Below are 21,603 nucleotides of genomic sequence, written 5' to 3'. Positions count from 1 at the left end.
TTGGTTGGTGGTGAAAGATGGTTTGATAAGTAAAGTACCGGGGAAAGGAGAAGGGTTGCAGATGGTTATCCACTAGAACGTCATGCAGAGCGAAGCGAAGCATCTCGCGTGCTGACGTTGCAATGGTATACCTTTAAAATTGAACGCGCTACAGCATAGCTACAAACATCCAGTGTATATCTATCTTCTTACCAACCCTTCTCGATCAGTCCTCTATACAGGCGTGACTAACAACTTGGAGCGCCGCCTCTATGAACACAGTCAGAACCTATATAATGCTGGCAAATTCACCGGCCGCTATCAATGTAATCTCTTGGTGTACTTTGAAGTTTGTCCTGATTCTGTACAGGCCATTGCACGCGAAAAAGAAATCAAAGGCTGGAGCCGCGCCAAGAAAGAGGCGCTAATTTCTACCATAAACCCGACGTGGACACCTATTGACCTAACTACTTGGTCAGGCTAGACATTAAATAAAGGCGGTTATGCAGAGCAGAGCGAAGCATCTCGTGTGCTGACGATAGGATAGTAATCCCACTAAACACGCGAGATGCTTCGCTCTGCTCTGCATGACGTTCTGGTGTTCTCAATTTTTTATCCCCAATAACCCCATCCCCACCTCCCGCGTCTAACCAAGTAGCCCTTACCGTTCCGCTGCTGCTATGAGTCTTTGGCAAATTATTCGCCGACTATATCCCTATGTATTGCCTTACCGCAAACTGGTTATCAGCACGTTGCTGCTGACGCTGGTGGGGTCGTTGGCGGCGCAGGTCAATCCGTTTGTGCTGCGCTACACCGTGGATACCGTGCAGGGGCTGCTGGATAAAGGGCTCGGACTGGCGCAGGGGGCAAATTTGCTGCTCGTAGTGAGCGCGCTGCTGCTGGGCAAGGAGGTCATCAACACCTTTATTCAGTTTGGGCAGAAGTTCTACGGCGAGAAAATCCGCATCAACGTGTCGAGTGCCCTACACCAGTCGGCCGTGGATAAGATTCTGAGCTACCAGCTCGGCTTTTACTCCGACAGCGGCAACCAAACCGGCAAGCTCCAAACCCGCATCGACCGCGGCGTGGAGAGCCTGATGAAGCTGGTCCAGAACTTCTTTATCGACATCCTGCCGCTGTTTGCCAACTCCATCGTGGCCCTTGTTATCATGTTCACAGCCAACCTATACGTGGGGTTGGTGGCGCTGGGCATCCTACCCATCTACTTCTGGATCAGCTACCGCCAGGCCGACAAGCTCAACGGCGTGCGCCGCAGCCTGCGGGGCCTGCGCGAGCAGCGCAGCCAGGGCCTCATCAACATCATTGACTCTATTGTGGTGATTAAGAGCTTCGTGCGCGAAGATTACGAGGGCGAGAAGCAGGCCGGCATGCAGCGCAACCTCGTGACTACCCAGCTCGAAACGCGCAAAACCAACTTCCTCTTCGACGGCCTCAAAACCTTCGTCGAGCAGATTGGCGTGGTGCTCATCATCATCCTGACGGCCTACTTGGTGCTTGATCGGCAGATTTCTATTGGGGCTATCATGTTCCACATTCTGCTGTTCAACAACGTGTCGGCGCCCATCCGCCAGCTCCACCGCATATACGACGAGATGAACGAGGCCCTCACCTACTCCGAAGGCTTCTTCGACATCCTCGACGCCACCACCGAAACCGAGCGCACCGGCCCCACCCCGCCCGACCAGCTCCGGGGGGCATTTTCGCTGCGCCACGTCGACTTTACCTATCCCACCGGCATCCAGGCCCTCCACGATGTCAGCCTGACCATCGCGGCCGGCCAAACCACCGCCCTGGTGGGCCTCTCCGGCGCGGGCAAAAGCACGATTCTCAATCTGCTCTGTAAGTTCTATGAGCCCAACGGCGGCGAAATGCTCCTCGACGGCCGCCCACTCGCCGACTACGACACCCACGCCCTGCGCCAGCGCATCGGGCTGGTGCTCCAGAAAAACCACATTTTCAAGGGCAGTATCGAGGAAAACATCCGCTACGGCAACTTCGGGGCTTCGCTGGAGGAAATAAAGGCCGCCGCCAAGCAGGCCTACCTCCACGAGCAGGTGTTGGCCCTGCCCCAGCAGTATCAGTCGGATGCCCAGCAGCTGTCGGGTGGGCAGCAGCAGCGCATTGCTATTGCGCGCCTCTTCCTCAAAAACCCGCCGATCATCTTCCTCGACGAACCCACCGCCTCCCTCGACGCCATTGCCACCGAGCAAATCAAGAACTCCCTCGACGCCATCAAGCAGGGCCGCACGGTGGTCATCATCTCTCACAGCCTCGCCCAAATCGTGGATGCCGACTGCATCTACGTCATGAAGCAGGGCCGCATGGTAGAAAGCGGCACCCACGACGAGCTATACGACAAACGCGGCACCTACCGCGAAATCTTCGACGCCTCCGCCCGCAGCCTCAATATCGAGAAGCTGGCGCGGGTGATGGTGGATGATGGGGATGAGGTGGAGAATACGGCGGGGTGAGGAGGTGATTATTAAAAAATGTTGTTTATCATAATAAGGCCGATTAACGTAAACACCTATTTCTAAAAACCTAAAGAGTAATTATTAGGCAGTTTGTATCTTAGCACCAACAAAAAATAATAACCCAAAATCAAGAAATGAGAATCAAGAAAATACAGCTCACAAATGGTTACAAAAGATTTCATAATTTAACCATTGATTTAGGAAATGATCCAAAAAGAATTATAGCACTTGTTGGACCTAATGGATGCGGAAAAAGCAGTGTCCTTGATGGAATGTTATTTCATAATAATGCATATGGACTACTTGGTAATAAGGGCGGCAAAGATCACACTTACCATTCGATGAATCAAACGCCAAATTTTAACTACACCAACATAGTTATTGACTTTAAGAGCCTGTTAAAATTTACGAATGAGGTGCCGAATACTGGACAAATACAAGGTGGCTTCGGCGCTGCTGGTCTCGCATTCGTAGTCTCGGCTTAAGCGTCGGTCCCAGTGCAGCCAACTAATGGAGCGCTCGACGACCCAGCGAACGGGCTGCGGCGTGAAGCCGCCTTGTCCGTTCAGCCCTGGAGCCGTAGCCAGTCGCCAGCCGCAGGCTTGCTGCACCCATTGGCTCAGTGCCTGGCTGGCATAGCCGGCATCCGTGAGGATGAGACAAAGCCGGTTGTAGCCCAGTAAAGCTAGTTTTTGCAACGCCTGCTGGCCGCCGATCCGGTCATTTTCCTGCGCCGGACCCACGTGTACAGCCAGCAGCCGCCCGCCCGTATCGACGACGAGTTGCCGCTTGCGACCTTGTCCCTTTTTGTAGCCATCGAAGCCTTTATCCGGCACACCTCGTTCGCTGGATTTGATGGATTGCGCGTCCACAATGGCCACGCTCGGGCTGGCCTGGCGCGAAGGGGCAGACTGCTTCCGCTCTTGCTCGACTAGCATTTTATTCAGTCTTGCCCACTGCCCCGTCTTCTGCCAGCGCCGGAAGTAGTAAAAGCAGATCGGGTAGGGCGGAAAGTCATTCGGTAACAGCCGCCATTGGCATCCACTCTTGGTCAGGTAGAGCAAGGCATTGACAATGAGTCGGATCGGATACTTGCGACGACGTTTGACGGGCAACATTTCTGCCATAACTTGCCATTGGAAATCAGTCAGGTCCGTTTCGTACATCTTTGGTCGGATGAGGAAAAGGGAATAACCTGGCTGGTTTCTTTTTGTCTCTCAGCTACTTACATTCTTTAACAGGCTCTAAAGAAGGTGATTTTTTGACTATAAGATCGCAAAGACAAATAAGCGGCAGAGAAAACACTATTTTCTCTTTCAGAAGCCCTTATCGTTATAATAACAATTTAAAAGTAAAGCAATCTATGGCAACATCAGAAATTAGGTTAAATAACTATGGAGCCACAGCTTCAACAGATTTAGATGACAAGATGGAGGAGAACTATAGGCGCTTATATATAAAATATAATAAATATTTACATCAACAGGATTGTACTCCTAGTCAAGCTAAAACGAAGATTATTGGTGATCTTAATAATTCATTAAGAAATTGCCTTGATCTAGAAATAACAAGTATTGGAAATATTGAGGCAAATGAAGGAACTATCTACTTTAAAAAAGAAGATCATCCTAAATCATTCGAATTCAATGTTCTCTCATCAGGTGAGAAGGAAGTTGTTGACATATTATTGGACCTTTATCTACGCAATGAAGAATATAACAATAGCATATTTTTGATTGACGAGCCTGAGTTACATATAAACACTTCTATTCAAAAAAATTATTAATTGAAATAAATAAACTAGTGGGACCAGATTGTCAAATATGGATTGCTACTCATAGCATCGGATTTCTCAGAGCACTGCAAAGTGATTTAAAAAATGAATGCCAAATCATTCGATTTAAAGACGGGCTTAATTTGGCTTCAACCGCCCACACTCTATATCCAATCAAGAATACACTAGAGTTTTTATTATTTGATAATCAGCAGATTGAGCAGATATTCTTGAAATGTGCTACTTCGGCGCACAAAGCGAAGGCATCGGTTAGCTTTTCCTTTTTTCTCATCCGGTTGGTTGTACGAAGCACGAAAAACGATTTGAGTCGTGCAATGACATTCTCCACCACGACGCGAAGTGGAGCCAACACCTGATTAATAAGGCGTTCGAGTGGCGTGAGTGGATGATTTTTTCGCGCCTTAAAAGGAATAAAAACATACTTGCAGTTAATAAATTTTTTAATACCCACAAAGCCTGCATCCACATGAATCCGATAGTTTTTTAAGGTTATATGTGCGAAAATTTCTTTGAAAATAGTGAAGTCATGCGTTCGGCCACTATAGGCTTTGCTGATCCACAACAGCCGGCCGCTGAGCGAGCAGATGAGCAACCATTTCAGGGTGTGCCTTTTTTTACCACTATAAAATTCCTCCTGAAGCTGCTGATTAGCAGCCCGTTCAATCGGAACTTCGGTTACGTCAATGACTAAATCGTCGATACCCGCGAAGAGGTCGTCAAATTGCGTCTGCTTGGTAAATAAAACGCGTTGTGTCAGGCCTTGTGCTTGCAAAGCTGCTTTTAAACACGGTTTTAGTCGCTCTAAATACTGGCTCACCGCAAATTCAGAAAAGCCGAAGTAGATGGCCATATTATGCAGCGTGGGATAGGCTTTATAGTAGTGCAGAATAAAAAATAAGGCTTCGCGTGTATCGGTTAAAACCGGGTTTGATTTTAGGTAGGGTTGCGGGATTTTGGGTTCATAAAAAGGCGCGAATAGCTCGTAAAGCTGGTCGAACTGAACTTGAGTTAGCCCGGTTGCCGCTTTGTATTGGTTGTCCGTTCGCAGGTTGTGGTAGATGCTGAAAGCCATACAAAAATGAAAAGAACTGTTAATGCCCACAAGCTACTGATTATCAAATAATAAAAAATCTACTAAAAAACTGGAGCGATATATTTGAAACAGCTCTTGATGATTTAACTGGCTTAATAAGTCCCAAAAGAATCATCTATTGTGAAGGCAAGGATAGACCTGGGATTAATGGGCAAGAAAAGGGCTTTGACGCAAAGGTTTTCAACAATATTTTTTCAGAGAAATATTATGAAACATTATTTATATCAAGTGGTGGTAATACAGAGCTTGATCAGCGTAGTGAAATTGCCTTGGCAATATTGACAAAAGTCTTTTCCGAAATTGAAATTCTGGTTTTAAAAGACCGAGACGTTTCTTCAGGAAGACCAAATACTGAGAATGATAGGCAAGTATACTTACAAACAAATCCATTGAATCACAGAGTATTGAAAAGATGGGAAATTGAAAATTATCTTTATGATAAAGAAGTGCTAAAACATTATTGCTCAACAAATGCTTTATCATTCAACGAAGGCGCATATGATATATTCGTAAGTGATATTTATAATCAAAATTTAAAGGATGAAACGGGTAGAATTAAAACTATCTGCGGAATCAACACAAGTATAAATGCTGAAGCCTTTAAGCTAGCACTTTCGACTTCTATAACAGAAGGAATGAATGTTTACTCAGAGCTTGAAGAATGCATATTTTCAAGGCGGTAAAACAATAGGCAGTCCATTCTAAATTATACAAGTTAACACAAGAAGCTGGGGGGCATTTCTGGTTGCTTCTGCCCAGCTTCCGTACCTCAAGCTGGCGCGAGCTTGTAGCTCGTGCCTAGCCATGACGATGAGGTTGCACCTCATCTGCCGCGCTAGCGGCAAGACGGTTTCGGAATCGTTGCGCTGGTAATGTTATGGTGGGGAGGCGCAGCCTCCCGGCAAATCAGGCACGAGCTACAAGCTCGCGCCAGTGGAGGATATTCTTTCAAATCAGAGTATCACCTTATAAAATGCTCTATGCAGGAGGTTGCCCTACTTTGCCTCCAGCAACCACCTTCTGGCTGCTTCTATCGTCTTATCCTGGGCATCATCCGGCGAGTACTCCACCACCACATCAGGGGCTATGCCGTTCAAATACGTGTTCCGGTTTTTATCCGCCATATAGCCTGTTGCCAGTAAAAGGTATGCCCCATCCGAAAGCTTGAAGTCCTGGTTTATGGTGGTATACCCCGCAGAAGGCTGACCGAAGAACTTCGCGTTGCGAAGTCCCTTCAAGGCTATGGCTACCATCTCGCCGCTACTCCCGGTTAGGGAGTCGATCAGAACAGCTACCCTATGCTGCGTTGTAGCAGCTTCCACTGCTCTTTGTCCCTTTTCTTTACCGCCCCAGCTTCGCAGAGGTCTTTCCTTTTTATACTTAGACTGTGGGTAGATGAAATAGCCGTAAGTCCCCTCCCCGATTAGGGCATGTAGACCACTGATCATCGGGTGCATATTTCCACCCGTATTATGCCGCAGGTCGACAACCCAACTCGTTATATTGTTTTGGGTTTCAAGCGCCTCCATCTGACTCCGTATGCCTTGGGAAAAGGTCTGCCCTACCGATGCGTTCATCGAAACGAATTCCGGCACCTTTATGTAACCTATCCCATTTTCCAAATACCTGCTTTCGGCTTGCTTGCCATCATAGCTCGAAGAGGTCTGATTGGTGGCTTTTTCCTTTGACATAAAAAAGAATGCTTGTCGCCCGCGTTTCGAAGCGTGAGCAGGATATGGTCGATGACGGGTTTACATTCCTCGACGGTTGCCAGACCCTGTGATTTTTCCTTGACCTCGTTGCTCAACTGAGCCCAATCAATGGAATCAGCAAACAGAGCGTTCTTCTTTATGATCTGTTGGAATGTATCCATGTACTGCACGACCTCCTTCGAAGACTGAGAGTCGGGCTTTCTGGTTTGGGCAAATAAGCTGCTCGCAGCCAATAGTAGCGGCAAAATCAGCAGTCTCATCGGTGACTGTATTCGGTATGACATAGAGTAAGCCGTTGGAGGTAACTTCAGGAGATGATAGCATTTGGCAGATGCAGAAAAGGCAAGAGTGGTTGCCCGAAAACAAAGATTAAAAGCCTCCCAGTCACTCCCGGCACTTTCGTGGCAACAGTTGCGTATATTTCATAACCAACCGTTACCGCCATGTCTACTACCATCACCCTCACACTGGATTCTCAAACGTTGGAGCAGGCCGAAGCTTACGCCCGCGAAAACGGTCACGACCTAGCCAGCCTGATAGAAACATACCTGGAAACGATGGTTCGGGTTCGCAGCCACGACTTGTCTTTGTCGCCGCAGGTGCTCAAGCTCTACGGTTCGCTCAAGCTGCCCGCCGATGTTGACTACAAGCAGAGTCTGACGGATGCCTTGACGGAGCGCTACGGCGTATGAGGCATTTCTTTCTGGATACCAACGTCGTGCTGGATGTACTGACGAAGCGCCAGCCCTTTGCAGCCGTGGCAGTTCAATTATTCGAACGAGCATTGCAGGGCCAAGTGACGCTATACGTAGCTAGCTTATCGTTTAGCAACATTCACTACATCGTTCGCAGAGCCCAGACGCCGCCAACTGTTATTACGGAACTGCTCACGGAACTAGCGCAACAGGTGCAGATCGTCGGCGTTGACGCGGCCATCATCCGGCAGGCGTTAGCCTCCGGCTCCGCCGACTTTGAGGATGCGGTGCAACATTTCGCCGCAACGTCCATCCCGGCCATTGAAGCCATCGTTACCCGCGCCCCGAAAGGCTTTCGGGTTAGCTTGTTGCCGGTTTTTACGCCGGTTGATGCTTTGGCGCAACTGGTGTAGAAAGCTGCTTCTCTGTATCTGCGGCTATACAGTTACAGTTGCCGCTTTCCCAACTATCGGTTACAGCCCAAATCAAGAAGCTGGGGGGCATTTCTAGTTGCTTCTGCCCAGCTTCCGTACACATGATACCGGCGGGCCCGCCCCGCCCGTGGCCAACGCCGGCCACCCACGTATTCCTGATTATGCAAAAATTCACCGTAGAGCGCCTTTCCTTCGACACCCTTACCGAGCTGCCCAACTCCTGGCATGCCCAGGACTACAAAGCCCTCCTGCTCAAAACCGGCTACGATAACCCCGACGAAATAGCCCCCGACGAGCTGCAAGCCATGACTCACATGGCCCTCACCGACCTGGAGCCCACGGAAGCGGCCCAACTCGTGTTGGAGCACCTCTTCGAGGATCAGCTTACGGCCGGCCAGATCGAAAACCTGGCCCACCAGATGCTCACGGAGAAACTGTGGGAAGAAAACCCGGAGCTGGACCAGCACGAAGGCTTTTTTAAAGCTACCCAACTGCTGTACACCGCCTACAACGGCAAGTTTCCGCGGGCCGAGGCCGTGCAGTTTCAAGTGCAGCTCACCGCCGATAACGCCGAAGCCCTGGCCCTGTTCGACACGCAGCCCGAAGCTCCACTCCTACGCCTGCTGGCCCAGGGTATGCCCGACAGCACCCTGCTCAAGCGCCTGTTCAGGGAGCAGCTCGACGGCACCAGTTTCCCCGAAGCACCGGCTATCATCTGGCAGCTGAAGCCCGTGAAGGGCGAAGAAAAATCTGTCGTGTTTGACGTGGTTAGCTCCGCTTATTGGCTCGATGACTTTAAGTACGCCGACTCCTATGAAGCTACCACGCAGGCTGACAATTTGATAGAAGAGGAAAGCTAGAAAAAGGGGAACGCCCCCCCATTCAGCCGTGCAACGTGTAAAGCAGCAATGCCTTGCAGGTCGCACGGCTGTTGTGTGTTGGTGCTTTTAGGCGCATTAGAGGTAGTTTCTAAGAGGCTTCGGCTACTGTTTAAATACCTGAACGGTGTAGAGACGCAACACTTTGCGTCTCCTCGTTGAACAATGTCGTGTGTACAGCGCGGACGACGAGACGCAAAGTGTTGCGTCTCTACACCATTCAAAGGCCTCTGGGGCTCATTCAACCAGCTTACCTTTCCCGCTGGAATAGGAAAGCAGCTATCCGGGGTGTGGTGGTGCGGTCGTTGTCGTCAAACCACTCTTGTAGGCTCACGCAGCTGAAGCCGTTGCGGCGGGCGGTTTCGGTGAAGTCGGAGATGTGGTGGACGTAGCATTCCAGCTCAAAAATGCCCCCCGCGGCCGTATCAAAGCGGGCTTTGCTGCCTTGGTATTGCTTGACCGGGTGCAGCTCACCGATGTAGAAAAGGCCATGCGGCTGGAGCACTTTGCTGGCCTGGGCAAAGACGTGGCTCAGATCCTGAATGTGCTCCAGAATAAGACTGCACGTAATCAGGTTAGCGGGCGTCTGAGCGAAGTGCCACGCCTGCATAATATCGGCCTGCTGGAAGGTAATGTGCGGCTGCTGAAGCTTCTGCTGAGCCTTGAGCAGCATTTTCGCAGAGAAATCGACGGCGGTGAGGTGAGTGGCGCGGGCGGCCAGCCATTCCGTATTCTTGCCGGTGCCGCAGCCTAGCTCTAGTATTTCCTGAAAATGCCCCCCAGACACCAGGGAGCGAATGGCGTGCACTTCTAAGTCACGGGTTTGGTTCCGGACGTCGTCGTAGCTGTCGGCCCAGGAGTTGTAGGCTTCTTGAATGTTCATGATTGAAAATTGCTAACGGGCGTGGCTGCTTTTAAGGGCTAGGCGTCGCCTAAAACGACCCGATTTTTGGTGCTTTCATAACCGTAGCATTCCTTGAGTTTAATGCTGATATTCATTCTCTTAGAGAACGTTACTCCCACTCCATCCTTACTATACAGCCCATGCGTACTTCTACTGCTATTTTTTCCACGGCGTTGCTCACTTTTTTCTAACCAGCTGTCAGCAACAAGCCGATGACCAGCTGCTCCCGCAACCCCAAGCCGACCCCACGGTGGCGCTGAGCACCCAACAGCTCGACTCACAGATACTGGGCCGCCTGCGCGAAACCGGCCTGTTCGACTGGAACCAGGCGTCGGAGCACTTTGTCTGGAGCGCCCTCACCCGCTCTGATTACGTGCTATCGGTGGGATATAAACCGGCTGGCTTCGCGGGCGAGTTGCCTACCGATGCTGCCTCGTCGGCGGACTGGCAAGCGGCCCGTGCGCAGATGCTGGAGCTGATTATGGCTGAGGAGCGTAAAGCGAATCCAGACTTAACCCAGACGCAGGTAGTTGCCTTTGAGGAGAATGTGTTGCCCGTGCTCGACGTGACAGTGCGCGAGCTGAGCACGATTCAGAAGTTGCGGGCCTCGGGCCTGGTGCGCTACGCCGAGCCAATGGGCTACGAGCCGAGCGGCCGCCAGGCAGTTACGGCCAACAGCAGTGCCGCCATTCTAAGCAGCAGCGGCTGCGACAACAATGTACCTAACCCCAATCTGGTAGTCGGCACCGACTACACGGTATTAGCCAACGGCAGCAAATCATCCTGGAATCAGGCCGACCAGTTTCACGGCATCCGGTCTAGTTGGAGCCAGAGTACGGGCCAGGGCATCAAAATCGTCATTATTGATTCGGGCTCATCAGATGCACAGGAAAATCTGGGCTCCGCGTTTAATCAGGGTTTGAGCCAGAGCCGCACCGTTGAGCGGCTGGTAACCTTGCCCCGTGCTTCCATCTTTGGCATTCCTACAGGCCCAGTGGAAACCCCCAACGACGGCTGCGGGCACGGCACCAGCATGGCCGGCGCCGCTGCGGCCCCGCGCGGCACCGATGGCGCCGCAGTCGGTGTGGCTTACAATGCCAACCTGATTACGATTCGCGCCGCCCAGGACGTATTTTTGGATGCCAGCCGCGAAGTAAAAGGCGTGTGTGATGCTTATATTCTGGCTGGCAACCGTGCCGATGTGCGCATTATCAGCATGAGCATGGGGCGACTAACCAGCTCATCGCAAATGACTGACGCCATCCGCTACGCTTACAACCAAGGCAAGCTCATCTACTGCGCCGCTGGTACTTCCTTCGACTGGTCGGCGGGGTTCGTGGGGGTTACCTATCCGGCTACGCTACCCGAAACCATGGCCGTGACCGGTTTAAAAGATAATCTTACTTCCCGCTGCGATGACTGCCACGTAGGGGCTAAGGTTGAATTTGCGGTAGTTATGCAGAAGCTCAGCAACGACCGCACGGTCTTGTCATTGGCTATGAGCGGCGACGCGCCGAGCACAGTGGGCGGCTCTTCAGTAGCTACCGCGACCCTGGCCGGTATTACGGCACTTGTCTGGGCGCAGCATCCTGCCGAAACCCGTGCCCAGATTATGAGTCGCTTAGTAGCGGCCAGCTCCAATCGGGCAGCCCGCAGCAGTAGCTTCGGCTGGGGCCGCGTAAATGCCGCTGCTGCCGTAGGCGCGCTACCATTATAGCTTTCTTATGGGGCATACAAGCGGGGTAGAGACGCGACACTTCGCGTCTAATCGTTGAACGACTGGCACTGCTTCATTCAGCTAACCAACGACTGCAACGCTTAGACGCGAAGTGTCGCGTCTCTACCCCGTGCAGCTTTTCCCGTTTTTCCAAAAAAGCCCCCCAGCTCAACTATAGCCCACTTTCCGCTGCTCCCGTAGTAATTGGCATGGAAACATATGCCCTTGGTGACATTCACGGTGCCTTTCGTGCGCTGGAGCAGGTATTGGAACGCAGCCCCTTCCGGCCCGGTATTGACCGCCTGATTCATCTGGGCGACATTTCCGACGGCTGGCCCCAAACAGCTGAATGTGTGGAACGGCTGCTCAGCACTCCAAACAGCATCTGGCTACAAGGCAACCACGACTGGTGGACGGCTGAGTGGATGGCGACCAGACTACCGCGGGCGGAGGTAAATATGCTGTGGTATCAGCAGGGCGGCAGAGCGACGTTCGAATCGTATGAGCGCGGGCCGAAAGGGCAGATTCAGCGGCATTTTCGCACTTTTTTGGCCAGCAACGGCCCTATTTTGAAGACGAAGCGGGCAACCTCTACGTGCACGGCGGCTATGATCCTACCCAACCAATAGTAGAGCAAGAGCCCTACGACTTAGTTTGGAACCGGACGCTGTGGCGCAATGGCTTGCAAGCCGAAGGCTACCAGGAATGCTTTATTGGCCACACGCCCACCTGGCCCGCCAGCGCCGTACCGTGCCAGCGGGCCAACGTCTGGAACCTGGACCAGGGCGCGGCCTACGGCGGGCGGTTGAGCCTGCTGAATGTGCGCACCAAGGAGTTCGTCCGGAGTGACATAGTCCAAACGCTTTACCCCGGCGTGCAAGGCCGCTGATATAAACCCAGCCTTACTTTACCATAGGCGGATTGCGGTTGCCGCCCGTTGGTGTTCCTCCGGCTAGTTGGGCCACCATGTCATCCAGTATGTTTGCTGTAACCAATGCGGTTGGCGTATTCCATGCACAAGCCGTATTCACGGGGGTCAATTTGGCCGTCTTGCAACATCATTTGCACCAAGGTTTGCAGCTCTAGGGTGCGCTGCATGCCTTCGGAGGCCACCACGAAGCTGAGTATATGGAGGTTATCAGCAATGGGCAGCACATCTTCAGCTGTCAGGCCTAGCTTTTTACCTATTTGCAGCAAAAACTCTCCTTCGCTCTTGTCGAGGATACCGTCGGCGGCGGCTACTAGTACCAGATTTTGAAAAAAGCCCAGCTTCTTTTGCTGCGTATTCAGTAGCGTTTCGAGGTTATGATTGTCCTGCATGGGTGATACTAAAAATAGGGTGGTTTTATAATTACAAAGTGCCTCGCGGTGGGCAGAAGTAGTCAACTAAGCTCAAGCGCAGAACGCGTACTTTGCTGGCTCGGCGTCCTTACAGCGCGGCAGCTGGCCTGCTTATTTTAGCAAGACTTAGAGCGCACCAAGCGTATTTTGTACGGCTGGCACCGTAAACGTCCGTTTGGGATTCAATAAGCAATACATAGCATTTATGAAAAACGCTTACCTCCTTCTGTTCCTTTTTGTATTAGGCTGCACTACTGCCAAAAAGCCCCCACGCCCCCACAGGACTTCTTTGGGCGCCTGAGCACCTTATGCAATCAGGCCTATCAGGGCAGGGTCGTGTATCCGGAAGGCGGCAAAGATCCGTTTGCGGGCAAGGCACTGGTGATGCGGGTGCAAACTTGCTCCCCCACCGAGATTCGAGTGCCTTTTCAGGTGGGCGAGGATAAATCCCGTACCTGGGTATTCACCAAAAGCGAACAGGGCCTCCTGCTCAAGCACGACCACCGCCACCCCGACGGCACCCCCGATTCGGTGACCATGTACGGGGGCTATGCCAAGGCCGGCGGCACGATTTATAGCCAAAGCTTTCCGGCTGATGACTACACGGCCAAGCTTATACCGGCTGCTGCCACCAATGAGTGGTCCACGGTATTGAGTGAAGACCAGAAGACCTTCAGCTACATTTTGAAAAGAGACGGCCAGCTGCGGTTTCAGGCCGATTTCGACCTGACTAAACCCCTGAGTCAGTAAGCTATATTGAAGTAATACATATATTACCTGCCGATGCGCAATGTCGTCCTCACCCTCTTTTGTTTGCTGGTAGGAGCCGGCAGTATGCAGGCCCAACAGTTGAAGCCTGGCTTTGACAAAGCAGAATACCTGGAGCTGCTGCGCCTGCATGCGCGCATCGCCGACACCACCTTTTTTGGCGAGATTCCGCGGCCGGCCCGCTTCCGCATGGTGTACCGCTCGCCGGTCGTGGGCCTCGACAACCGCTGGGATTTGTGGATCAGCACCAACTCCGTGGCCGTTATTAGCTTGCGCGGCACCACGGCCAACTCGGCGAGCTGGCTGGAGAATTTTTATGCTGCCATGCTCCCGGCCAAAGGCGAGCTGCGCCTCACTCCTACCCGCACCTTTACCTACGCGCTGGCTACCAATCCGCGGGCGGCCGTACACGCGGGCTGGCTCTTGGGCACGGCTTTTCTCGCCGATGATATTCTGACCAAGATAGATTCGCTGTACAAGCGTGGCACCCACGATATTATCATTATGGGCCATAGCCAGGGCGGCGCGCTGGCTTATTTGCTTACGGCGCACATCCGCTCCCTCCAAAAGCAAGGCCGCCTGCCAGGTGACATTCGGTTCAAAACCTACTGTAGCGCCGGCCCCAAACCGGGCAACCTCTACTTTGCTTACGACTATGAAGCGGCCACCCAGGGCGGCTGGGCTTTTAACGTGATAAATCCGGCCGATTGGGTGCCGGAGTTCCCGCTCTCCGTCCAGACGCTGAGCGACTTCAATCCGGTCAATCCATTTGTAGGGGCCAAATCCCTGATCAAAAAGCAGAAGTTTCCCAAAAGCCTGGCGCTGGGCTTTGCTTACAATCAGCTGGAGCAGCCTTCGCGCCGGGCGCAGCGGCGGTATCAGCGCTACCTCGGCAACTTCGTGATGCGGGCTGTGAAAAAGCAAGTGCCTGATTATCAAGGACCCGCTTTTTACCCCAGCAGCCACTACGTGCGCACCGGCACTACCATCGTGCTGCCGGCCGACTCAGCTTACCGAGCCAAGTTTCCCGACAACCAAGAGAAGTTGTTTATGCATCATCTTTTCCAGCCGTATTACTACCTGGCTGAGCGGCTACCTTAAGGTAAAAAAGCCCCTCAGCCATCAACAATTTACTGGTTCATAAAAAAGCCTCTTCTGTGCATAGAAGAGGCTTTCTCGGGATTAATAATTACCAGAAACTAGCTGTTCATCTTCATCAACGCCTCCACTACATCCTCCGAGATACCGGTGCTGCTGAAGCCGCCGTCGTGGAGCAGGTTCTGCATGGTTACGTAGCGGGTCAGGTCGGAGAAAAGAGTGATGCAGTAGTCGGCGCAGGCTTCGGCGGGCGCGTTGCCCAGGGGCGACATCTTATCGGCGTAGTCGTAGAAGGCGTCGAAGCCGCCGACGCCGGTACCGGCCGTGGTCTTGGTGGGCGACTGCGAAATGGTGTTCACACGCACCTTCTTAAGCTTGCCGAGGCGGTAGCCGTAGTTGCGGGCGATGCTTTCGAGCATGGCTTTGGCCTGCGACATATCCGTGTAATCGGGGAATACGCGCTGGGCGGCAATGTACGACAGAGCCACAATGCTGCCCCACTCCTTCATGGCATCCTGGCGCTCGGCTACGGCCATCATTTTGTGAAACGACAGGGCCGATACGTCCAGGGTTTGCTGGAAGAATTTGTAGTCCAGCTCGCCGTAGTGCTTCTTCTTGCGAATATTGGGGCTCATACCAATGCTATGCAGCACGAAGTCCAATTTGCCCCCCAAGTGCTCGGTAGCTTGCGAAAACAGGTTTTCCAGCTCCTCCACGGAAGTAGCATCGGCGGGCACGATAAGAGCGCCGCACTCCTCGGCTAGTTGCTTTATTTCGCCCATGCGCATGGCCAGCGGGGCATTGGTCAGCACAAAGCGGGCACCTTCGGAGTGGGCTTTCTGGGCTACTTTCCAGGCAATGGATTTATGGTCGAGGGCGCCGGAGATGATGCCGACTTTGCCAGCGAGTAGGTTATTGGACATGGAGAGAATGTAGGAGTTGGTAGTTAGGAAGTGTAAAAGAGGCAAAAAAATAAAAAAGACTACAATACCTCACAAGAACGTCATGCAGAAGCGAAGCCAAAGCTGTCCGCATTATACCTTTACTATAAGAACGTCATGCAGAGCGGAGCATCTCGCGTGCTGACGTAAGATTACTAATCCTGCTAAACACGCGAGATGCTTCGTGACCTCAGCATGACATTCTGTTTAATATCTTCTTTTGACCTTTCTTATCATATTTCTACTCTATGCGGCCACCGCCTCGCCGCGCATCGCCAACAGCTCCCGTGCGCTTTCGAACGCATTCTCACTGGGCTTGGCGCCGGCAATCATGTGGGCAATTTCGCGGATGCGCTCCTCGGTGCTTAGCTGACGGATGCGGCTGATAGTACGATCGGCGCGGTCCTCTTTATATACAAAGTAGTGAGCGTCGCCGGCGGCGGCCATCTGGGGCAGGTGGGAAATAGCAACGAGTTGGTGCTTCTTGGCCATCTGCTGCATCATGCGGCCCACTTTCACCGCGATTTCGCCGGAGATGCCCGTGTCAATCTCATCGAATACAATCGTGGGCAGGGCAGTCTTATCGGCTAGCATGTACTTGATGCAGAGCATAAGGCGGGAAAATTCGCCCCCGAAGCGGCTTTGCTGAGCGTTTGGGGCTGAGCACCTTTGTTGGCGGTGAACAGAATGCTCACCACATCGGTGCCACTGGCGCTGGGCTGGCTAGTGGTATGCTGCACCACAATGCGCGAATGGGGCATGCCCAGCTCCGAAAGCAAGGCGGCCAGCTCTTTTTCAAACTTTGGAAATGCTTTCCGCCGACTTTCCGAGAGGCGAGCGGCTTGCTTGGTTACGGTAGCCAGGGCACCATCGGTGTCTTTGCGCAAGCGGGCAATTTCTTTGTCGAGGTTCAGCACCGAGCCTACTTGCTGGCGCAACTGGTCGCGCACTTCGATAAGGGCCGCCAGATCGCGGACTTGGTGCTTGCGCTGGAGGTTGTAGAGCACATTGAGGCGGCCTTGCAGCTCGTCGATGCGGGCGGGGTCGCCTTCGGTGCGGCGCTCGGCGGCTTCTACTTCGTCGGCAATGTCGTGCAGCTCAATCAGGCAGCTATCGAGCCGGGCTTTCAGGGTTTGGAAAGCATCAGAATACGTTGAAATCTGTCCTAACATCGTGGCGGCTTCCTTCATGCTGCCCGTAGCGCAATATTCGCTCTCCGACAAGCTTTGGTAGGCTTGGCTGAGCTTATATTTAATCTCTTCGGCGTGTTCCAGCTGCTTTATTTCCTGCTCCAGCTCCTCCTGGTTTTCCTGATCCAGGCGCGCTTCTTCCAGCTCACTGAGCAGAAAGCTGTGGTAATCCAGCTCCTTGTTGGCTTGCGCCACTTGGTTTTCGAGGGTTTTCAGGTCGGCCTCAAGCTTGCGGTACTGGCGGTAAGCATTGGAATACTGACCGCGCGTAGGAACCAGACCGGCATACAGGTCGAGCAGGTTAAGCTGAAAAACAGCATCTCCTAGCAGCAGCGTATCGTGCTGGGAGTGGATGTCCATGAGGTTGGCGCCGATTTTTCGCAGCGTCTCCAACGTTACCGGCGTGTCGTTCACGAAGGCCCGCGACTTGCCCGTGGGGCTTATTTCGCGGCGCAGAATGCACTGGGCATCGTAGTCGAGGTCTTCGGAGTCGAAGATGTCTTGTAGCTGATAATTGGAGATATCAAACTGGCCCTCAATCACGCATTTGCTGCCCGTATTGAATAGCATACGCGAGTCGGCCCGATTGCCAAGCAGCAGTCCGATGGCACCCAGCATGATAGATTTGCCCGCGCCCGTTTCACCGGTAATTATATTGAGCAGGGCCGAGGGCCGCAGCTCCAGCGCCTCAATCAGCGCGTAGTTTTGAATGCGAAGATCAACCAGCATACACGTTTACATGATAAGGATAGCCGCAGCCCAAAACAGCACACAAAACGCTTGGTTGGGGGGATTTTTGTAAGAAAAAGTCATCACGAAAGAAGCAAAAGATGCCTATTGACTTTCTTTCAAAGCATTATCACTTGATACAACTAATGAAATTAGTTGATTCCCGCGGTCTAACAAAAATAAGCCAAATTATTTAGCAACGTCCGCTTAGCGACAATCCCCCAACCAGCACATTAGCGTTGCAGGATTACCTGATATTTGGCGGTGTTAGTCGGGTCCACTTCCGTAAGCAAAGCTACTACCTGAGCTTTCTGCTGCGGGTCGGAGGCGGTACGGAAGATGTTCGCGATTTCGTCGGCTTTGGTGTCAAAAAAAGCGCGGGCTAAGAGCGTACTGGGGCGGCGAACCGTAGCAGCTTGTACTCCTTGAAGTGCCTTAAATACACTGGCGCGGGCCTCCTCAGGCTTCTCCACAAAAATGTCCAGCCCCTGCCGATAGTAAGCGTACACCCCATTGCGGAACGCTACCAGTTGCGGGTCCTGCAGATTATTAAGCAGCCAATAACGGTTGCGTGGCTCCGTATCGCGCCAGCCCTTGTCGCCTTCCTGAGTTTGCGAAGCAGTGGTCGTCAGGATGTTGCGGGCGCGGTCGTAGTAAGGTGAGCCGCCCAGGGGCGAAAAGCTGTCCTGGTCCATACCAATAACGATATAGGCATAGAAGCTCAGCAGCGACGACAGGTTCGACACAAATACGTTGTCGGAATAGTCGAGCGGGTTCTGAGGCGAGTAGTTGAACGACCAACCTCTATCAGCAAACGACAGCAGATTAGTTTGATAGCCCGTGCCGTATACGGGCCGCTCCGTGATAATACGGGCAGTAGCCTGGTAAGAGCCAGTTTGGGGAATGCCCGTGATGCCCACAAATAGCCGAAAGCGGATGCGCTCCTCGGGTCGATAAGTGATGCTGGTCCAGGTGCGCGTGTTCAGAAACGACTGGATATCAGTCCGCATCTGCTGCACGATCTGCTGATCGGCAATGGTCACGTTTTCGGTGGTTACGCTTACTTCAGCTAGTAGCTCCTGGGCTTGAGCCGGGCGCACCAGCAGCAGGAACAGACAGCCAAATAAGTACAGCAGATTACGCATGGGGAGTAGATAAGGCAGGGAGCGAGGCCAGAACAGTTTGCACAATGTCGCGGGCTACTTCGGCTTTGGGCTTCAAATCAAAGATAGTCATTTGCCCCCCAGCGGTCAGCAGCGTCACTTTATTAGTATCGTAGCCGAAGCCCGCACCGGCGTCGCGTAGGGAGTTGAGCACGATGAGGTCGAAGTTCTTGCGCCGTAGCTTGGCGCGAGCGTGGGCTTCCTCATCATTAGTCTCCAACGCAAAACCCACCGAAAATTGTTCAGGCCGCTTCTGCTTGCCCAGCGTGGCCGCAATGTCCACGTTCTTTACCAGCTCCAGCGTTAGTGTATCGCCATCTTTCTTGATCTTATTCAGGGCCATTGACTTCGGCTTATAATCGGCCACAGCGGCGGCAAACACCCAAACGTCAGCCTGGGGGGCAATTTTGGACGCCGCAGCGTACATCTCATCAGCCGTCTGTACTGCTATTGCTTCAATCAGCGGATGCTGAATACGTAGCTGCGTCGGGCCGCTTACCAGCGTCACATTTGCTCCCCGCGCCGCAAACGCTTCGGCCAGCGCGTAGCCCATTTTACCCGTTGAGTGGTTACCTATAAAGCGCACTGGATCAATGGGTTCGTACGTAGGGCCAGCGGTGATGAGAACGCGCATAATGACTTATAAAAGAAGCGCTATTAATCTAAATAGGTGGTCATGCTGAGCCTGTCGAAGCATCTCTACCAAATAGTAATCTCAACGAAGCGGTAGAGATGCTTCGACTCTGCTCAGCATGACAAACGCCTGTTTATCTACTAAAAAACTCCTCCAGCTTCCGCAGTATATCCTCCGGTTCCAGCATGCGGCCAGGTCCTGAAAGGCCACTAGCCAGCTCACCAGGGGGCGAATCGAATACGTGGTTGCCGAAACGGCGGAGGCGAGCGAGATTTTCGGTTACGGCCGGGTGCGCATACATATCCAGGTCCATAGCGGGCGCGAGGAACACGGGGCAACGGGCTGAGAGGTAAACGGCGGCCAGCAGATTAGGACAATGGCCATTCGCTAGCTGGGCTATGGTATTGGCACTAGCTGGGGCAATCACCAGCGCATCAGCCCACAAACCTAAGTCCACGTGGTTATGCCACTCACCCGCCGCTTCGTTCTTCAAAAAACTCGTTAGAACTGGATTTTTGGACAGTGTACCGAGAGTCAGGGGCGTAACAAAGGCCGAGGCCGAGGCAGTCAGAATGACTTGCACCTCAGCCCCGGCCTTTACCAGGAGCCGCACCAATAGGGCGGACTTATACGCGGCAATGCTCCCGCACACGCCCAGCAAAATTTTACGGCCTTGCAGTGCCATTGTGCGGTGGTTAGGAAGCGATACTTACTCGGCAGCGCGGGCGGGCGTCTCGCCTTCGGCGGGCGTCGAGAAGTGTACTTTACCTTCCAAAAATTCTTCCACCGCCAGGTTAGTAGGCTTGGGCAGACGCTCGTAATACTTGGAAATCTCGATTTGCTCGCGGTTTTCAAATACTTCTTCCAGGTTGTCAACCGTGGTGGCAAACTCGGCCAGCTTGCTGTTCAACTCTTCCTTCAGCGTAACCGAAATCTGGTTGGCCCGCTTAGCAATGATGGCCAGCGACTCATACACATTGCCGGTCTGGTCAGCAAATTCCGACAGGTTGCGGGTCACGATGGAAGCAGGGACGTTATTCGGAGTTTTCATCTTAAATCAAATGGTTATTAACTGGTTGGATGGCTAAAGGCTGAACTGTTAAACAGCGGTGTGACTACTGGTTGGCTTCCCGGCTTTTCACAATCAACTATTTCACAGCCCGTTTATTTAACCATTAAAATCTAGTTTGCGGCGGCCTCCTGAACGGGTTTCAGCTTGGCTACCTCAGCGCGGGCGTCGTCGTAAAGCGACTCGGCCGCTTTTAAGTTTTTGCTCTGCGGATACGTATCTATGAAGCTCTGGTAGAAGGCAATAGCCTCCAGATATCGTTCCCGCTGCTTTTGCTCCACGCTTTCCTTGGCGTAATAATACTGGGCAGCTACCTTCAGATAAGCGGCTTCCTCATTGTAAGCCGAGGCCGGAAACTGCTGTTGGAAAGCCGTAAAAGCAACCACTGCTGATTGATAATAGCGTAGCTGGTAGTAGAGCCGGGCACTCTCAAACGCCTTTACATCCAGCTTTTTCTGCAGCTCCAGGGACATGCTCTCCGTCTCGGGGCGGAACTGGCTGGCGGGGTAGCGATTCAGAAACTCCTGAATAGACTCCAGGGCCGTGTAGGTATTGGTTTGGTCCAGCTCAAACTCCGGCGAGTCGCGAAACAGCGACTTGGCGTGCATAAACATGGCCTCCTCCGCGTAAGTCGAATTGGGATAGGTATCAAAAAACGACTTGAAATAATACGAGGCCAACGTATAGTTGCGCTGGCGGAAATTGGTATTAGCGAAGTAAAACTGAGCCTTCTCTGCCTCCGGGCGGCCCCGTAGCAGCGGAATCAGCTCTTCCAGCAAGGTACCGGCTTTAAAGAAGTCGCCTTCTTCGTAGTACTTAATGGCAGCGGTGTATTTTTTATTCACGTCGTCGCTCTTGAGCAGCTTTTGGTAGCCACTGCACGAGCCGAGCAGCAAAGCGCTCAGCAACAACAGAAAGAAGGTAGGACGAAACAAGGGCATAAGGACGCAAAGGTAACGGATTACGGA

The 21,603-nt window shown here is 52.6% G+C and carries 26 protein-coding genes; 13 read left to right on the top strand and 13 right to left on the bottom strand.

What is annotated here, in order from left to right:
- Positions 1 to 172 precede the first annotated feature (172 nt).
- From MKZ35_RS03230 to MKZ35_RS03220, 3 genes are all read left to right on the top strand, one after another.
- On the top strand, positions 173 to 463 hold the full coding sequence (locus MKZ35_RS03230; protein ID WP_482512259.1) for a GIY-YIG nuclease family protein: 291 nt from the start codon (positions 173 to 175) through the stop codon (positions 461 to 463).
- 196 nt (positions 464 to 659) lie between these two features.
- Positions 660 to 2,471, top strand: coding sequence for an ABC transporter ATP-binding protein (locus MKZ35_RS03225; RefSeq protein ID WP_482511774.1), 1,812 nt, complete (start codon positions 660 to 662; stop codon positions 2,469 to 2,471).
- Positions 2,472 to 2,608: 137 nt separating this feature from the next.
- Positions 2,609 to 2,959 carry an AAA family ATPase gene (locus MKZ35_RS03220; RefSeq protein ID WP_482511773.1) on the top strand — a complete coding sequence of 117 codons (351 nt, stop codon included), beginning with the start codon at positions 2,609 to 2,611 and terminating at the stop codon, positions 2,957 to 2,959.
- Here the strand turns inward: MKZ35_RS03220 and MKZ35_RS03215 are convergent.
- Complete coding sequence (locus MKZ35_RS03215; RefSeq protein ID WP_482511772.1) at positions 2,873 to 3,640, bottom strand: IS5 family transposase; 768 nt, start codon at positions 3,638 to 3,640, stop codon at positions 2,873 to 2,875. The genes MKZ35_RS03220 and MKZ35_RS03215 overlap by 87 nt on opposite strands.
- A 44-nt stretch (positions 3,641 to 3,684) precedes the next feature.
- Here MKZ35_RS03215 and MKZ35_RS03210 point away from each other — a divergent pair, with 44 nt between their 5' ends.
- Entirely contained in the window at positions 3,685 to 4,260 is a 576-nt protein-coding gene (locus MKZ35_RS03210) for an AAA family ATPase (protein WP_482511771.1), read from the top strand.
- A 196-nt stretch (positions 4,261 to 4,456) separates the two neighbouring features.
- Here MKZ35_RS03210 and MKZ35_RS03205 read toward each other — a convergent pair whose 3' ends face one another.
- Positions 4,457 to 5,341 carry a transposase gene (locus MKZ35_RS03205; RefSeq protein WP_482511702.1) on the bottom strand — a complete coding sequence of 295 codons (885 nt, stop codon included), beginning with the start codon at positions 5,339 to 5,341 and terminating at the stop codon, positions 4,457 to 4,459.
- A 299-nt stretch (positions 5,342 to 5,640) separates the two neighbouring features.
- On the opposite strand from MKZ35_RS03205, the gene MKZ35_RS03200 reads away from it, so the two are divergent.
- Positions 5,641 to 6,045: a hypothetical protein gene (locus MKZ35_RS03200; protein WP_482511770.1), complete on the top strand. Its 405-nt coding sequence runs from the start codon at positions 5,641 to 5,643 to the stop codon at positions 6,043 to 6,045.
- Between the two features lie 312 nt (positions 6,046 to 6,357).
- On the opposite strand, the gene MKZ35_RS03195 is transcribed toward MKZ35_RS03200, so the two are convergent.
- Positions 6,358 to 7,053, bottom strand: coding sequence for a S41 family peptidase (locus tag MKZ35_RS03195; protein ID WP_482511769.1), 696 nt, complete (start codon positions 7,051 to 7,053; stop codon positions 6,358 to 6,360).
- Positions 7,054 to 7,517: 464 nt separating this feature from the next.
- Here MKZ35_RS03195 and MKZ35_RS03190 point away from each other — a divergent pair, with 464 nt between their 5' ends.
- The 3 genes from MKZ35_RS03190 (at position 7,518) to MKZ35_RS03180 (ending at position 9,063) form a co-directional block, all read left to right on the top strand.
- A complete protein-coding gene (locus tag MKZ35_RS03190; RefSeq protein WP_482511768.1) occupies positions 7,518 to 7,766 on the top strand; it encodes a DUF6364 family protein in 249 nt (82 codons plus the stop codon).
- Entirely contained in the window at positions 7,763 to 8,182 is a 420-nt protein-coding gene (locus MKZ35_RS03185) for a type II toxin-antitoxin system VapC family toxin (protein ID WP_482511767.1), read from the top strand. Before MKZ35_RS03190 ends, MKZ35_RS03185 begins: the two co-directional genes overlap by 4 nt.
- Positions 8,183 to 8,304: 122 nt before the next feature.
- Positions 8,305 to 9,063, top strand: a complete 759-nt coding sequence (locus MKZ35_RS03180; protein ID WP_482511766.1) for a hypothetical protein — start codon at positions 8,305 to 8,307, stop codon at positions 9,061 to 9,063.
- A 268-nt stretch (positions 9,064 to 9,331) separates the two neighbouring features.
- Here MKZ35_RS03180 and MKZ35_RS03175 read toward each other — a convergent pair whose 3' ends face one another.
- On the bottom strand, positions 9,332 to 9,964 hold the full coding sequence (locus tag MKZ35_RS03175; protein WP_482511765.1) for a class I SAM-dependent methyltransferase: 633 nt from the start codon (positions 9,962 to 9,964) through the stop codon (positions 9,332 to 9,334).
- Between the two features lie 271 nt (positions 9,965 to 10,235).
- Here MKZ35_RS03175 and MKZ35_RS03170 point away from each other — a divergent pair, with 271 nt between their 5' ends.
- The 3 genes from MKZ35_RS03170 to MKZ35_RS03160 all read left to right on the top strand — a co-directional run bounded on the left by MKZ35_RS03170 (position 10,236) and on the right by MKZ35_RS03160 (position 12,591).
- On the top strand, positions 10,236 to 11,702 hold the full coding sequence (locus tag MKZ35_RS03170) for a S8 family peptidase (protein ID WP_482511764.1): 1,467 nt from the start codon (positions 10,236 to 10,238) through the stop codon (positions 11,700 to 11,702).
- Between the two features lie 209 nt (positions 11,703 to 11,911).
- The gene (locus MKZ35_RS03165) at positions 11,912 to 12,331 is read left to right on the top strand and encodes a metallophosphoesterase family protein (RefSeq protein ID WP_482511763.1); all 420 of its coding nucleotides are present in this window, start codon (positions 11,912 to 11,914) and stop codon (positions 12,329 to 12,331) included.
- Entirely contained in the window at positions 12,298 to 12,591 is a 294-nt protein-coding gene (locus MKZ35_RS03160) for a hypothetical protein (protein WP_482511762.1), read from the top strand. Before MKZ35_RS03165 ends, MKZ35_RS03160 begins: the two co-directional genes overlap by 34 nt.
- An 80-nt stretch (positions 12,592 to 12,671) precedes the next feature.
- Here the strand turns inward: MKZ35_RS03160 and MKZ35_RS03155 are convergent, their stop codons facing one another.
- Positions 12,672 to 13,022, bottom strand: coding sequence for a hypothetical protein (locus tag MKZ35_RS03155; RefSeq protein ID WP_482511761.1), 351 nt, complete (start codon positions 13,020 to 13,022; stop codon positions 12,672 to 12,674).
- Between the two features lie 357 nt (positions 13,023 to 13,379).
- On the opposite strand from MKZ35_RS03155, the gene MKZ35_RS03150 reads away from it, so the two are divergent.
- Both MKZ35_RS03150 and MKZ35_RS03145 read left to right on the top strand, forming a co-directional pair.
- Positions 13,380 to 13,793 (top strand): hypothetical protein, encoded by a 414-nt coding sequence (locus MKZ35_RS03150; RefSeq protein WP_482511760.1) that lies wholly within the window; start codon positions 13,380 to 13,382, stop codon positions 13,791 to 13,793.
- 33 nt (positions 13,794 to 13,826) lie between these two features.
- A complete protein-coding gene (locus MKZ35_RS03145) occupies positions 13,827 to 14,912 on the top strand; it encodes a lipase family protein (protein WP_482511759.1) in 1,086 nt (361 codons plus the stop codon).
- A gap of 98 nt (positions 14,913 to 15,010) precedes the next feature.
- Here the strand turns inward: MKZ35_RS03145 and MKZ35_RS03140 are convergent, their stop codons facing one another.
- From MKZ35_RS03140 to MKZ35_RS03105, 8 genes are all read right to left on the bottom strand, one after another.
- On the bottom strand, positions 15,011 to 15,832 hold the full coding sequence (locus MKZ35_RS03140) for an enoyl-ACP reductase FabI (protein WP_482511758.1): 822 nt from the start codon (positions 15,830 to 15,832) through the stop codon (positions 15,011 to 15,013).
- A 264-nt stretch (positions 15,833 to 16,096) separates the two neighbouring features.
- Positions 16,097 to 16,462, bottom strand: coding sequence for a hypothetical protein (locus MKZ35_RS03135; RefSeq protein WP_482511757.1), 366 nt, complete (start codon positions 16,460 to 16,462; stop codon positions 16,097 to 16,099).
- Positions 16,438 to 17,769, bottom strand: a complete 1,332-nt coding sequence (locus MKZ35_RS03130) for a DNA repair protein RecN (RefSeq protein WP_482511756.1) — start codon at positions 17,767 to 17,769, stop codon at positions 16,438 to 16,440. Before MKZ35_RS03130 ends, MKZ35_RS03135 begins: the two co-directional genes overlap by 25 nt.
- Positions 17,770 to 18,002: 233 nt before the next feature.
- Entirely contained in the window at positions 18,003 to 18,914 is a 912-nt protein-coding gene (gene porD, locus MKZ35_RS03125) for a type IX secretion system protein PorD (protein ID WP_482511755.1), read from the bottom strand.
- Positions 18,907 to 19,566, bottom strand: a complete 660-nt coding sequence (locus tag MKZ35_RS03120; RefSeq protein WP_482511754.1) for a phosphopantothenoylcysteine decarboxylase domain-containing protein — start codon at positions 19,564 to 19,566, stop codon at positions 18,907 to 18,909. The genes porD and MKZ35_RS03120 overlap by 8 nt, the downstream gene beginning before the upstream one ends.
- Positions 19,567 to 19,699: 133 nt before the next feature.
- Positions 19,700 to 20,251: a flavoprotein gene (locus MKZ35_RS03115; protein WP_482511753.1), complete on the bottom strand. Its 552-nt coding sequence runs from the start codon at positions 20,249 to 20,251 to the stop codon at positions 19,700 to 19,702.
- A 24-nt stretch (positions 20,252 to 20,275) separates the two neighbouring features.
- Positions 20,276 to 20,617, bottom strand: coding sequence for a DNA-directed RNA polymerase subunit omega (locus tag MKZ35_RS03110; protein ID WP_482511752.1), 342 nt, complete (start codon positions 20,615 to 20,617; stop codon positions 20,276 to 20,278).
- Positions 20,618 to 20,748: 131 nt separating this feature from the next.
- Positions 20,749 to 21,576 (bottom strand): outer membrane protein assembly factor BamD, encoded by an 828-nt coding sequence (locus MKZ35_RS03105; RefSeq protein WP_482511751.1) that lies wholly within the window; start codon positions 21,574 to 21,576, stop codon positions 20,749 to 20,751.
- Between the last annotated feature and the right edge of the window lie 27 nt (positions 21,577 to 21,603).

The sequence above is a fragment of the Hymenobacter sp. R533113 genome (assembly GCF_056835965.1).
Note: the sequence above shows the minus strand (reverse complement) of the source record. Positions and strands in the feature narration are given on the sequence as shown.